Annotated in this window: 11 protein-coding genes and 1 pseudogene; 8 read left to right on the forward strand and 4 right to left on the reverse strand. The window is 54.4% G+C overall.

All coding sequences use genetic code 11. The features are described 5' to 3' along the window. Nucleotides 1-387: pseudogene (locus OGY35_RS03120) on the forward strand (IS4 family transposase); the annotation flags it as partial. Between the two features lie 56 nt (nt 388-443). On the opposite strand, the gene OGY35_RS03125 reads toward OGY35_RS03120, so the two are convergent. After that, nucleotides 444-3,152, reverse strand: a complete 2,709-nt coding sequence (locus tag OGY35_RS03125; protein ID WP_286631454.1) for a cation-transporting P-type ATPase — start codon at nt 3,150-3,152, stop codon at nt 444-446. Nucleotides 3,153-3,707: 555 nt separating this feature from the next. Continuing rightward, nucleotides 3,708-3,989 (reverse strand): YjcB family protein, encoded by a 282-nt coding sequence (locus OGY35_RS03130; protein ID WP_042999048.1) that lies wholly within the window; start codon nt 3,987-3,989, stop codon nt 3,708-3,710. A gap of 594 nt (nt 3,990-4,583) precedes the next feature. On the opposite strand from OGY35_RS03130, the gene pdeC reads away from it, so the two are divergent. Then, nucleotides 4,584-6,170, forward strand: coding sequence for a cyclic di-3',5'-guanosine monophosphate phosphodiesterase PdeC (pdeC, locus tag OGY35_RS03135; protein WP_152401448.1), 1,587 nt, complete (start codon nt 4,584-4,586; stop codon nt 6,168-6,170). 2 nt (nt 6,171-6,172) lie between these two features. Here the strand turns inward: pdeC and soxS are convergent, their stop codons facing one another. After that, nucleotides 6,173-6,496 (reverse strand): superoxide response transcriptional regulator SoxS, encoded by a 324-nt coding sequence (soxS, locus tag OGY35_RS03140; protein ID WP_042321117.1) that lies wholly within the window; start codon nt 6,494-6,496, stop codon nt 6,173-6,175. Between the two features lie 85 nt (nt 6,497-6,581). Between soxS and soxR the strand changes: the two genes are divergently transcribed. The 4 genes from soxR (at nt 6,582) to OGY35_RS03160 (ending at nt 11,460) form a co-directional block, all read left to right on the forward strand. Beyond that, nucleotides 6,582-7,046, forward strand: a complete 465-nt coding sequence (gene soxR / locus OGY35_RS03145; protein WP_042321119.1) for a redox-sensitive transcriptional activator SoxR — start codon at nt 6,582-6,584, stop codon at nt 7,044-7,046. Nucleotides 7,047-7,300: 254 nt separating this feature from the next. Continuing rightward, nucleotides 7,301-7,969 carry a glutathione S-transferase family protein gene (locus OGY35_RS03150; protein WP_152401450.1) on the forward strand — a complete coding sequence of 223 codons (669 nt, stop codon included), beginning with the start codon at nt 7,301-7,303 and terminating at the stop codon, nt 7,967-7,969. 346 nt (nt 7,970-8,315) lie between these two features. Continuing rightward, a complete protein-coding gene (gene ghxP, locus OGY35_RS03155; protein ID WP_152401452.1) occupies nt 8,316-9,665 on the forward strand; it encodes a guanine/hypoxanthine transporter GhxP in 1,350 nt (449 codons plus the stop codon). A 148-nt stretch (nt 9,666-9,813) separates the two neighbouring features. Beyond that, nucleotides 9,814-11,460, forward strand: a complete 1,647-nt coding sequence (locus tag OGY35_RS03160; RefSeq protein WP_152401454.1) for a Na+/H+ antiporter — start codon at nt 9,814-9,816, stop codon at nt 11,458-11,460. Nucleotides 11,461-11,879: 419 nt separating this feature from the next. Here the strand turns inward: OGY35_RS03160 and OGY35_RS03165 are convergent, their stop codons facing one another. Beyond that, the gene (locus OGY35_RS03165; RefSeq protein WP_286631394.1) at nt 11,880-12,773 is read right to left on the reverse strand and encodes a LysR family transcriptional regulator; all 894 of its coding nucleotides are present in this window, start codon (nt 12,771-12,773) and stop codon (nt 11,880-11,882) included. Between the two features lie 103 nt (nt 12,774-12,876). Here OGY35_RS03165 and OGY35_RS03170 point away from each other — a divergent pair, with 103 nt between their 5' ends. Continuing rightward, nucleotides 12,877-13,287 (forward strand): CidA/LrgA family protein, encoded by a 411-nt coding sequence (locus OGY35_RS03170; RefSeq protein WP_178823771.1) that lies wholly within the window; start codon nt 12,877-12,879, stop codon nt 13,285-13,287. After that, entirely contained in the window at nt 13,280-13,969 is a 690-nt protein-coding gene (locus tag OGY35_RS03175) for an LrgB family protein (RefSeq protein WP_286631395.1), read from the forward strand. The genes OGY35_RS03170 and OGY35_RS03175 overlap by 8 nt, the downstream gene beginning before the upstream one ends. Nucleotides 13,970-14,004 lie beyond the last annotated feature (35 nt).

Below are 14,004 nucleotides of genomic sequence, written 5' to 3' on the forward strand. Positions count from 1 at the left end.
CTGGGATACCGGGAGATCAAGCAGACGATGCAACTGAGCAGGCTGACACTGCGAAGTAAAAAGCCGGAGCTTGTGGAGCAGGAGTTATGGGGAGTCTTACTGGCTTATAATCTGGTGAGATATCAGATGATTAAAATGGCGGGACATCTGAAAGGATACTGGCCGAATCAACTGAGCTTCTCAGAATCATGCGGAATGGTAATGAGGATGCTGATGACGCTGCAGGGTGCTTCACCGGGTCGAATCCCGGAACTGATGCGTGATCTTGAAAGTATGGGGCAACTGGTAAAGTTACCGACAAGAAGAGAAAGAGCCTTCCCGAGAGTGGTAAAGGAGAGGCCCTGGAAATACCCCACAGCCCCGAAAAAGGGCCAGTCAGTTGCTTAACTGACTGGCATTACTCCCAATATGTGGGAGGCCTTTTTATTGCCGGATACCGCCGGTTATTTCCGGCGGAATTTGCGGGTGAGCGGTTTCTCAATCTCAACAATGAAGAATAGCGCGATGCCGATGGCAAAGGTAATTCCCCAGTAGCGCAGCGGCAGGGCTTCGGTACCAAACAGCATTTGCAGGAACGGCACATAGATAATCGCCAACTGCAGCAGCAACAGAATACCGCTGACCAGCCAGATGCCTTTATTCATCAACAGTCCACGACCCAGAGAGAAGCCATCGGAGACGCGGCAGTTAAGCATGTATACCCACTGCGCCGTCACCAGCGTTTGCAACAGGACCGTACGGATGAATTCCGGGCTGTGACCGCGCGGCTGCAGCCAGGCTTCCAGCGTAAAGGCACAGGCGGCAATCAGCGTGCCGACAAAACCGACGCGCCAGATAGCAAAGCCATCCATCACGTTCTCGTTACTCTGACGCGGTGGGCGGCGCATGATGTTGCGCTCACCGGCTTCAAACGCCAGACCGAATGACAGCGTGGCAGAGGTCGCCATGTTCATCCACAAGATCAGTACCGGGGTCAGGGGGATCAAATTGCCAGCCAGTAGCGCGACGACGATCAGCAGACCCTGCGCCAGGTTAGTGGGCATGATAAACAGAATGGTTTTCTTCAGGTTGTCGTAGACGCGTCGCCCTTCCTGTACCGCGCTGGCGATGGTCGCGAAGTTATCGTCCGTCAGCACCATGTCGGCGGCTTCTTTCGTCACTTCGGTGCCTTTAATACCCATCGCGATCCCCACGTCGGCCTGCTTCAGCGCCGGGGCATCGTTCACGCCATCGCCGGTCATGCCGACGATCTCGCCTTTCTCTTGCAGGGCTTTTACCAGACGCAATTTATGTTCCGGGCTGGTACGGGCAAAGATATCGTAGGTGACAGCCGCTTCGGCGAGTTCAGCATCATCCATCTGCTCGAGCTCATAGCCCGTCACCGCGTGGCCGCTGTTATGGATACCCAACATGCCGCCGATGCTCATGGCGGTTTGCGGGTGATCGCCAGTGATCATTTTGACGCGGATCCCGGCCTGCTGGCAGGCGCCGATCGCCGCAATGGCTTCCGGGCGCGGCGGATCCATCATCCCGGCGATGCCGAGGAAAATGAGCCCCTCGTTCAGACAGTCATGAGTCAGCGTACTGGCATCGGCACGCGCGGGTTTCCAGGCGGCGGCCACCATCCGCAGACCTTCTTTGGCATAGCGGGCAATTTCGGCCTCCCAGTGCGGCTGGGTAAAGGCTTCCGTACCGTTCGCGGTTTGCTGCAACTGGCAGAGTTTAAACAGCACATCCGGCGCTCCGGTCACCAGCACGCGCTCGTCGTTGCCGATGCGATAGTGCGTCGCCATGTATTTGTACTGGGAATCGAACGGAATTTTACTGCGCAGTTCGCACTCGACGGCAGGTAGCATGGCTTTGGCGGCCAGCACTTTCAGCGCCCCCTCCGTGGGGCCGCCGGTAATCCCCCAGTGACCCTGATCATCGCGAATCAGCTGGCTGTCGTTACACAGGTCAATCGTGCGCAGATAGTTTTCAAGCAGGCTGCCTGGCGCAATCTCTGCCAGCGCGTCATCTCCCTCGACGTGGATCTCGCCCGTTGGCTCGTAGCTGTTGCCCTGCACGCGGTAATTTTTATCCGCCGTGATGATGGCTTTGACCGTCATCTCGTTCATGGTCAGGGTGCCAGTCTTATCGGAACAGATCACCGACATGGCCCCCAGCGTTTCAACGGTAGGCAGTTTGCGGATGATCGCGCGTTTGCGGGCCATGGTCTGCACACCCAGCGACAGGATGATCGAGATAATCGCCGGTAAACCCTCCGGAACGGCCGCGACAGCAAGGCTGATTAACGAAAGCAGCAGCTCGCTCATTGGCATATCGCGTAGCAACAGGCTGAAGATAAACAGACCGGCCATCATGGCGAGAATGAGGGAGAAAATCGCTTTGCCGAGCTTATCCATCTGCACCAGTAGCGGCGTGCGGTGCTTCTCGATCCCGGTCATCATCTGGTTGATATGGCCCAGTTCCGTCGCTTCCCCGGTGGCGATCACCACGCCAAGCCCGGCACCGGCGCTAATCGTTGTGCCAGAGAACAGCAGGTTTTTGCGATCGCCCAGCGGCAACTCGCCTGCCAGCGCGTCTGCCGTTTTATCCACAACGGTAGATTCGCCGGTCAGGATGGCCTCTTCAACCCGCAGGTTATGGGCTTCCATGACGCGAAGATCGGCGGGGATGCGGTCGCCCGCGCGCAGCACCACGATATCGCCAACGACCAGATCGGTGGTCGCGACCGTCTCATGTTGCCCGTTTCGTACCACCACAGCAGAAGCGGAGAGCATGTTGCGGATACTTTTTAGTGATTTTTCCGCGTTGTTTTCCTGAATGTGACCTATCAGGGCGTTGATCACTGCGACGCCGAGGATGACGGCAGTATCCACCCAGTGCCCCATTACGGCGGTGAGTGCCGCTGCGGCAATCAGGACGTAGATCAGGACATCGTGAAAATGGGCCAGAAAGCGTAGCCAGGCGGGTTTGCCGGCTTTTTCAGGCAGTGCGTTAAGACCATCCCTGGCAAGACGTGCGCTGGCCTCATCATGAGTCAGCCCGGAAGGTTGGCTCTGTTGATTTTTCAGAACCTCATCAACGGTCAGCTGGTACGGCTTTTTTCCAGCGCATGGCGCAGAATGGAGACGATTGCTGTTCGGCATTCTGGTCAAAGTAAAATTCCTCGAAGTATTAAATTTAAATATTTTGAAACACAGGCATACTATTTGAATAATGCCTGCAGATATTTGACATTAATCAATGGCGTTTCTGTAATTATTATTTTATCTTTGAATGAAGATGATATTTTTCCATGCGGGTCATGGGGTTAAATGGAAATGTAAATTTAGGAAAGGAGGTTTTATGTTTGGAATTTATAATGCTAAGAAATTGATTTTATTGATTGTTTTTGCAATTGTTGTAGCGGCTGTTAGCGGTATTTCAACCTATGCCTTTGTAAAATATCTGGGTTGAGAATAATAAAAATAGTCTTCCTTACATAACTTTTAAATCCTGAATAATAATGACAATAGGGAAACGAACACAGCGCAGAAAATATATTTTAAGCCGCGGTCTGTTGAGTAGACCGACCGCGCCAGATGAACGCATAATAGACGCGGACTTGCTGAAATCGAGACGGGACGAATTTGTCCGCAAGAGATAGGTCGGGATTTTCTGGAAACAATAAAAAAGCCTCCGTCAGGGAGGCTCAGGTGAAATCAGGTCAAGACCATCGGCCATTCCGGCGGGGTCTGACTCATCACTTCGACCATCACGGATTCAATGTTGTTCCAGATGGCGGAGAGATCCATCAGGGTGATGCCGAGTAACCCCGTCGCAAACCAGCAGGCGGCGACAACCCCGAGTCCACTGCTGATCACAGCCAGACCAATGTAATCTGAGCGACGAAAACGAATATTTAACGTGCTGGCTAAAAACATGAGCACAGCGCTCAGCAGTTGCCAGCGGAGAAGAACCACGCCAGTGGTTAGGGTAGCCATGAAACATTTCCTCTGAGAGTAGCAGGTGCCCTGGACAGCGTGGCGTTTTCACGGGAAGCGTGGCACACTCCTGGCTATCGACGGGCATTCACATCAATACCGAATGAAACGTTGTTTCTGTTTCAGAATATTTGTGAACTATATCACGTTTAGTCATTCGTTCGCCAGCCTGTACGCCTCTTTTTTGTTTGCTTTTTAACCACATTTTAAAAAGGGTTATTGGGCGATAATGAACACGTTTTGATCGTGGCGTAACTGGAGGGAGGCGATGTAAAAAGATGTATTTATTCTACCCTTTCTGTTTTGTCCTAAATAAGCATACAGGGAAATTTAACTTAATTTCATTTTGTGTATGAACCGACAAAACTTTCATAAAAAACTACCCCTTTCGGAGAATGGATTACCCTTAATAAAATTAATCGTCACTGTAGGTTTGCTTTACGGTCGAATATTATCACCATCCTGCAATATCAGACTTTTGCTAATAAAAGTCTGTTGCTAATATCGATAGATTCATGCAACGTAATCACCTGTGTGATTTAGCATCCTGCCTTGATGATAAAGGCACATAAAATGCAGGGATATAGGGCTTAAATGAATCATCGGGCGCGACGCAAGATGCTGAGGTTCCTCGGGATAATCATGGTGGTTTTGCTCCCCGTGATGCTGGCGCTATGGTTTGCCCAGTTGCGAGCCACCTCTCAAACCAGTAGGCAACTGAGCACCTTTGCCCATTTGGCTTTAGATAAAACAGAACTGGTTGTTTTACAGGCTGATTTAGCGCGTGATGCCGCTGAACAGTACCAGGGGCAGGCGTGTACACCGGCGCATCAACAACGGATGTTGAATATTATCCGTGGGCGCCTGTATATCAACGAGTTAATTTATGCACAGGGCGATCGTTTTTTATGCTCTACGGTAATGGCACCGTCAGAGCCCTATATTATGCCAACGGCAGACTATAAACGAAAACCTAATATCTCCATTTATTACTTTCGCGATACGCCTTTTTTTACCGGTTATAAAATGACGTATATGCAACGCGGAAACTATGTCGCGGTGATCAATCCGCTGTCATATAGTGAAGTGATGTCCGAAGACCCCGAAATGGCCTGGGGGGTATATGACACCGTGACCAATACCTTTTTCTCCGTCAGCGAACAGGCCTGGGTGGCACAGCTGTTGCCACTGGTCCAGCGTCATCAATCTGTCTTTCAGCAGGACGGTCACTTTTATACCATCGCCCACTCGGATAAACGGCCCATTGCCGTGATTGTGTCGACCTCGATGCAGCGGTTTTATCAGAACCTGTATCAGCAGTTGCTGATCACCCTTCCGCTGGCGGTCATCAGTAGCATTCTGTTGTTAATGTTCTGGTCGCGGGCGCGTCGGCAATACTACTCCCCGCGTCGTATGCTCCAGCGCGCGCTTAAGCAACGCCAGCTCTGCCTGCACTATCAGCCGATCATTGATATCAAAAATGAGAAATGCGTGGGGGCGGAAGCGCTGCTGCGCTGGCCGGGCTGCAAGGGTCAGGTCATGAGTCCGGCCGAGTTCATCCCGCTGGCGGAAAAAGAGGGGATGATCGCGCAGATAACCGACTATGTGGTGGAAGAAGTGTTCAGCGATATGGGGACATTTCTGGCTGCCAACCCGCAGTTGTATATCTCTATCAACCTTTCCGCGTCGGATTTCCACTCTTCGCGACTGATTGCCATGATTGCGGATAAAGCGCGCGAACACGCCGTGCTTGCACAACAAATTAAAGTGGAAGTGACTGAACGAGGATTTATCGATGTGCCGAAAACCACGCCGGTGATCCAGGCATTTCGCCAGGCGGGCTATGAAGTGGCGATTGATGATTTCGGCACCGGCTACTCTAACCTGCACAACCTCTATTCACTCAACGTCGATATTCTTAAGATCGACAAGTCCTTTATCGATACGCTGACCACTAACAGTACCAGCCATCTGATTGCGGAACATATCATTGAGATGGCGCAAAGCCTGCGTCTTAAAACCATCGCGGAAGGCGTGGAGACGGCGGATCAGGTGAGCTGGTTACTTAAACGCGGGGTGCAGTACTGTCAGGGGTGGCACTTCGCGAAGGCGCTGCCGCCGCAGGACTTCATTCACTGGTTGCAACAACCGCCCGCACTCCTGATGCAGCGCGGACAGTAACACTACAGGCGGTGACGGTAGTCGCTGGGGGTGCGATCAAATTCCCGGCGAAACACGCGGGAAAACGTCTGCTGCGACACATAGCCTAAATCCATCGCAATATCGAATATCGGTCTTTCGGTGTTGCGCAGTTCAACGGCGGCTAACAGAAGTCGGCGCTGACGGATATAGTCACCCAGCGTCTGGCGCATCACCGTGCGGAACATCCTCTGTAAATACCACTTTGAATAACCTGATTTTTTTGCGACCACATCAATATTCAGCGGTTGGTCGATATGTTCATCAATCCATTCAATAAGGGTTTGAATAATTTGCTGATGGGACATATTGCTGCCTCCTTCTCAGTGTTCGATTCGTCTTTTGTCTGCGGGCGAGTATAATTCCTCAAGTTAACTTGAGGTAAAGCGATTTATGGAAAAGAAATTACCCCGTATAAAAGCGATGCTCACGCCGGGCGAAGTGGCAAAGCGCAGCGGCGTGGCGGTTTCCGCACTGCATTTCTATGAAAGCAAAGGGCTGATCAGCAGTATCCGCAACAGCGGCAATCAGCGCAGATATCGGCGTGATGTGCTGCGTTATGTCGCGATTATCAAGATTGCCCAGCGGATCGGCATCCCGCTGGCGACCATCAGCGAAGCGTTGGGCGTGCTGCCGGAGGGCCATACCCTCAGCGCTAAAGAGTGGAAGCAACTCTCTTCGCAATGGCGCGAGGAGCTGGACCGGCGCATTCATACGCTGGTGGCGCTGCGTGACGAACTCGATGGCTGTATCGGCTGTGGCTGTTTATCGCGTAAAGACTGTCCGTTGCGTAACCCAGGGGATCGGTTGGGCGAAGAGGGCACGGGCGCACGCCTGCTGGAGGATGAACAAAACTAAAGCGCCGCAAGGGCGCTTTAGTTTGTTTTCCGGTCTTTGTCTTTCTCTCTATCCCGCTGGTTCACGGGAGGGTTTCCCCCGACGTCAACACCCCTCATTCGAGCACGTGGTGGAGGTTCCGGTTTGTGTTGATACTGTAAGTGTAAGCCGCATCATCCCGTTCGCCAGCTAATCTGGCGTTTTTTTAGGCGAATTTTTTTCGTCATCTCCCATAATTTACTAGAGTGAGTAAGAGGAAATAACGGGAGAACATCATGCTGACGGTGCATCATTTAAACCAGTCCCGCTCACAGCGCATTCTCTGGGCGCTGGAGGAGTTGTCGCTGCCTTACCAGATTGTTCGCTATCAGCGTGAAAAGAGTATGCTCGCCCCGCCTGCCCTGAAGAAAATCCATCCGCTGGGTAAATCCCCGGTAGTTGAAGATAACGGTGCAATCCTCGCGGAATCAGGAGCCATTCTCGACTATTTGCAGGACACCTACGACAGCGAAGGGCGATTTAAACCGAATGAAGCGGAGCCAAAGCGCCAGTATCGCTTCTGGTTGCACTACGCCGAGGGTTCACTGATGCCGTTGCTGTTAATGAAGCTGGTCTTCGTCAGTCTGGGTAAACCGCCGATGCCCTTTGGTTTGCGCACGCTGGGCGGCGCGCTGGGGCAGGGCGTGCAAAAAGCGTATCTCAATCCGCAACTGGAAACCCATGCGCGCTTTATTGACGCGCATCTTGCTGAGCGACCATGGTTTGCCGGGGAGCATCTCAGCATGGCGGATATTCAGATGAGTTTCCCCCTGTTTGCACTGCTGGCGCGCGGTGGTATTGCCGATCTTCCCCATATCCGAGAGTGGAAAAAACGTGTGGAGATGCGTCCCGCCTGGCAACGTGCCATCCAGCAGGGGGGACCTTTTGAAATTCCCGGCGGCTGATGGCGGGTTTTTAGCCGTCTTCAGCTGTGCATCTGCAATATGGCCGGGAAAATGATGTTGCCGGATTGCGCATTGACGATAACGTTTGCGCATCAGTTGATGATTTCTTCAGCGTTAGCGCAAGAAATGAGTAAAAAGCGGCAAAGTTCAGTTGAAAATCCCCGTATGATCGCTGGATAATCGTTTGCTTTTTTTTACTACCCGTTTTTTTATGCGCGGAGCTAAACGTTTGCTTTTTGCGACACCCCTTTTGTCGCGATCAGAGCACAGGGAGTTGACGTTGCGCTGGCAGTGGATTGTCCACCACGCATAAGAACGAATAATAAACTCTCAGGGGATGTTTTCTATGTCTACGCCTTCAGCGCGTACCGGCGGTTCGCTTGACGCCTGGTTTAAAATTTCACAACGTGGAAGCACTGTCCGTCAGGAAGTGGTGGCAGGTTTAACAACGTTTCTGGCGATGGTGTACTCCGTTATCGTCGTGCCTGGCATGCTGGGCAAAGCCGGATTTCCGCCCGCAGCGGTGTTCGTTGCGACCTGTCTGGTGGCTGGTTTGGGTTCTATCGTCATGGGGCTGTGGGCAAACCTGCCGCTGGCGATTGGTTGCGCCATCTCGTTGACCGCTTTCACGGCGTTCAGCCTGGTACTGGGCCAGCAGATTAGCGTTCCGGTCGCGTTGGGCGCGGTATTCCTGATGGGTGTGCTGTTTACCATTATCTCCGCGACCGGGATCCGTAGCTGGATCCTGCGCAATTTACCGCAGGGCATCGCGCACGGCACCGGCATCGGTATCGGCCTGTTTTTACTGCTGATCGCGGCGAACGGCGTAGGTCTGGTCATCAAGAACCCGCTGGACGGTCTGCCGGTAGCCCTCGGTCATTTCGCGACCTTCCCGGTGATTATGTCGCTGGTTGGTCTGGCGGTGATTATCGGTCTGGAGAAACTGAAAGTGCCGGGGGGTATTCTGCTGACGATTATCGGCATTTCTATCGTCGGCCTGCTTTTCGATCCGGCCGTGAAATTCTCCGGCATTTTCGCCATGCCGTCGCTGAGCGATGAAAATGGCAAATCGCTGATTGGCAGCCTGGATATCATGGGTGCGCTGAACCCGGTTGTACTGCCAAGCGTCCTGGCGCTGGTGATGACCGCCGTGTTTGATGCCACTGGCACCATCCGCGCCGTGGCGGGTCAGGCGAATCTGTTGGATAAAGACGGGCAGATCATCGACGGCGGTAAAGCGCTGACCACCGACTCCCTGAGCAGCGTGTTCTCCGGTCTGGTGGGCGCGGCGCCGGCAGCGGTCTATATCGAGTCAGCGGCTGGTACGGCAGCGGGCGGTAAAACCGGTCTGACCGCCATCACTGTTGGCGTACTGTTCCTGCTGATCCTGTTCCTCTCTCCGCTCTCTTATCTCGTTCCGGTGTATGCAACGGCGCCTGCGCTGATGTACGTCGGTCTGCTGATGCTGAGCAACGTGGCGAAAATCGATTTTGCTGACTTTGTTGATGCAATGGCGGGTCTGGTGACAGCTGTATTCATCGTACTGACCTGTAACATCGTGACCGGTATTATGATTGGCTTTGCCACGCTGGTGATTGGCCGCGTGGTTTCGGGTGAGTGGCGCAAGCTGAACATCGGCACCGTGGTGATTGCCGTGGCGCTGGTGGCGTTCTATGCCGGCGGCTGGGCCATCTGATTGCGAAAGGGACTGTGAAAACGGGTGGCTTTTGCCGCCCATTTTTATTTTCAGCACACACTTGTTGTCTTTTGCGATACTCTGAAAAAGGTAAAATCAAGGCACGACGCCTCTCAAACACATAAGAAACATCGCAAACAGGGAACGCATGGAAATCTTCTTCACAATACTCATCATGACCCTTGTGGTCTCGCTGTCCGGGGTATTTACGCGCGTATTGCCCTTCCAGCTCCCCTTACCCCTCATGCAGATTGCGATCGGCGCGCTGTTGGCGTGGCCCACGTTTGGTCTGCACGTCGAGTTTGACCCCGAACTGTTTCTGGTTCTGTTTATCCCGCCGCTGCTGTTTGCCGATGGCTGGAAGACGCCAACGCGAGAATTTCTTGAACATGGGCGAGAGATATTTGGCCTCGCGCTGGCGCTGGTCGTCGTCACGGTGGTCGGGATAGGGTTCCTGATTTACTGGGTGGTGCCGGGTATTCCGCTGATACCCGCCTTTGCGCTGGCCGCCGTGCTGTCACCCACCGATGCGGTGGCCCTTTCCGGTATTGTCGGCGAAGGCCGTATACCGAAGAAAATCATGGGCATCCTGCAGGGCGAGGCGCTGATGAACGACGCCTCCGGCCTGGTCGCGTTGAAATTTGCCGTTGCCGTGGCGATGGGGACGATGATTTTTACCATCGGCGGCGCGACCGTGGAATTCTTCAAAGTCGCGATCGGCGGCATCCTGGCCGGGTTTGTGGTGAGCTGGCTGTACGGTCGCTCGCTCGGGTTCCTCAGCCGCTGGGGCGGTGACGAACCCGCCACGCAGATCGTCCTGCTGTTCCTGCTGCCGTTTGCTTCTTATTTGATTGCCGAACATATCGGCGTGTCGGGCATCCTGGCCGCCGTCGCGGCGGGGATGACCATCACCCGTGCGGGCGTGATGCGCCGTGCGCCGCTGGCGATGCGTCTGCGCGCCAACAGCACTTGGGCAATGCTGGAGTTTGTTTTTAACGGCATGGTGTTCCTGCTGTTGGGCCTGCAGTTGCCGGGCATTCTGGAGTCCTCTCTGGTGGCGGCAGAAGCCGACCCGAACGTTGAAACCTGGATGCTGTTTACCGACATCGTGCTGATTTATGCGGCGCTGATGCTGGTGCGTTTCGGCTGGCTGTGGACGATGAAAAAATTCAGCGTGCGTTTTCTGCACAAGAAGCCGATGGAGTTTGGCTCCTGGTCCACGCGTGAGTTGCTGATTGCCTCCTTTGCGGGGGTTCGCGGGGCCATCACCCTGGCGGGTGTTCTGTCTATCCCGCTGCTGCTGCCGGATGGCAACGTCTTCCCGGCGCGCTACGAACTGGTCTTCCTCGCCGCTGGGGTGATTCTGTTCTCGCTGTTTGTCGGCGTAGTGATGCTGCCGATTCTGCTGCAACATCTGGAAGTGGCCGATCATTCTCAGCAGTTGAAAGAGGAACGGATTGCTCGTGCGGCGACGGCGGAAGTGGCGATTGTCGCTATCCAGAAAATGGAAGAGCGTCTGGCGGCGGATACCGAGGAGAATATCGATAATCAACTCCTGACCGAAGTGAGCTCCCGCGTCATCGGTAACCTGCGTCGTCGTGCTGACGGGCGTAACGATGTCGAGAGTTCGCTCCAGGAAGAGAACCTGGAACGCCGCTTCCGCCTCGCGGCGCTGCGATCAGAGCGGGCGGAGTTGTATCATCTGCGCGCCACCCGCGAAATCAGCAATGAAACCCTGCAAAAATTACTGCACGATCTCGACCTGCTGGAAGCGTTGCTGATCGAAAATCAGTAAAACCGTCGTGTTGTCTGATGGCGCTGCGCTTATCAGGCCTACGGTTTGTGCATGTTGTAGGCCGGATAAGATGCCAGCCGTCATCCGGCATGGGTCTGTCTGCACATATTTGTTGTGTTGCCTGATGGCGCTGCGCTATCAGGCCTACGGTTCGTGCATGTTGTAGGCCGGATAAGGCGCCAGCCGTCATCCGGCGTTGGTCTGTCTGGACATATTTGTCGTGTTGCCTGATGGCGCTGCGCTTATCAGGCCTACGGTTCGTGCATGTTGCAGGCCGGATAAGGTGCCAGCCGCCATCCGGCGTTGGTCTGTCTGGACATATTTGTCGTGTTGCCTGATGGCGCTGCGCTTATCAGGCCTACGGTTCGTGCATGTTGTAGGCCGGATAAGGCGTTAGCCGTCATCCGGCGGTACGATGTTTATCGGTCAGCCGAGGTTAACCAAAACCCTTCACAACAGGACAGCCAGGCTTTGGCGCTGTGTGAGAGATACACCCCTTCGCGCCAAATCATTCCTAGCTGCCAGCGTAACTCACTTTCCAGCGGGATCCAGCGCAGCGTATTCTTATCCAGCCGCTCGCAAATAGGCTCCGGCAAAATGGCGATCCCCACGCCTGCCTGCACCATTGCCGCAAGAAAGTCCCACTGACCGCTGCGCACTGCGATACGCGGTTTCACCTCATGCTCACTAAACAGTTGCATCAGTTGGCGGCTCAGGGCGAAATCCTCGTTGTAGATCAGCAGTGGATGCTCGGCCAGCGCTTCCGGCGACACGGACAGGCAGGTGGTCCACTGACCGGAGCGCGGCACCAGTACGCAAAGAGGATGGCTGAATACCGGTAATGTCGCCAGACCGCTCTCTTCCTCCACGGGGAGTGCGGTCATCGCGACATCCAGTTCCCCGTTCATCACCGCCTGCTGCACCGTCAGGCCGCCAAACTCAGAAACCTTAAGCTCCACGCCGGGGTAGCGCTGGCGAAACAAGCCGATCGGTCCGGCCATCAGCATGCCAACCATCGGCGGGATGCCGAGACGCAGCAGCCCTTTATTGAGGTGATTGATGTCGCCCAGTTCGGCTTCCAGTTGGCGAAACTCGGCCAGAATCGCCAGCCCGCGTTCGAACACGACGCGACCGGTGTCGGTGAGCAACAGTTTGCGACCATCGCGGATCAGCAGCGTACAGCTCAGCTCATCTTCCAGGTTTTTCAGCATTTTGCTAATGGTCGGTTGGGTGACGAAAAGCTTCTCCGCTGCGCGGGTGAAGCTCTGTTGGCGCACCACTTCAACAAAATAACGCAGCGTTCTGATATCCATGAGTATTCCTTCCGACTATGCCTGTAATGATTTTAATTCATTTCAGGCATCGACGGGGTCTCTCTATACTGGCGTTCCGTATTATTTTGCAGGATGTTCCCTCATGGCTGTGGCGATAAGCCGCGTTACGCCTGCCGTTATGCAACGACTCCAGGTTCCGGTTCAGGTACTGCTGTATGCAGGTTTGTTTATCGTTGCGCAATATCTGGTTTCCTGGCTGCATCTGCCGCTACCGGCCAATCTGGTGGGGATGATGCTGATGCTGGCGCTGATTGTTTGTCGCATCCTTCCATTGCGCTGGGTTCGCGCCGGGGCGCGCTGGCTGCTGGCGGAGATGCTGTTGTTCTTTGTTCCGGCGGTGGTGGCGGTAGTGAACTATGCCCATCTGCTACTGGTGGACGGCTGGCGGATTTTTTCGGTCATTGCGATCAGCACGCTAATGGTGCTTGGTGCAACGGCGTGGGTAGTGGATAAAGTCTATCGTTATGAAATAAGCAGGGTAAACCGTGACTAATCTCCAGCTCAGCGTGCTTTGTCTGGCGATCACGTTGATTATCTATTTCGCCAATAAACGCCTGTACCGTCGTTTTCGTAAGCTGCCGCTGATGCCGCTGGTACTCACGCCCGCGCTACTGGTGCTGATGCTGGTATTTGGTCATATCTCCTGGCAAAGCTACATCGGTGAATCACACTGGCTGCTGTGGCTGCTTGGTCCGGCAACGATCGCCTTTGCGGTGCCGGTTTACGACAATTTTGCCATTATCAAACGTCACTGGATGTCGCTTACCGCAGGCGTGGTAACGGCAACGGTGGTCGCGGTGACCAGTTCAGTCTGGCTGGCCCGTTTATTTACCCTGTCGGACGACATTCAACGCAGCCTGGCGGTGCGTTCGGTGACTACGCCGTTTGCCCTGGCGGCGGCTGAACCGCTGGGTGGGCAGCCAGATTTAGTGGCGCTATTCGTGGTGGTAACCGGCGTATTTGGCATGGCGGTCGGCGATGCGCTGTTTTTGCGTCTGTCGATTCGTGAAGGGATGGCGAAAGGCGCGGGATTTGGTGCGGCTTCGCACGGGGCAGGGACGGCGCGCTCGTATGAGCTTGGCCAGCAGGAGGGCGTGGTCGCCAGCCTGGTGATGATGCTTTCCGGTGTGGTGATGGTACTGGTTGCCCCGCTGGTAGCGAAGCTGATGTTCTGATAAAGGATCCCCGGCCAGATTGACCGGGGATGAGT

The sequence above is a fragment of the Citrobacter sp. Ct235 genome (assembly GCF_030332305.1).
GTDB classification, from domain to species: Bacteria; Pseudomonadota; Gammaproteobacteria; order Enterobacterales; family Enterobacteriaceae; genus Citrobacter_A; species Citrobacter_A telavivensis.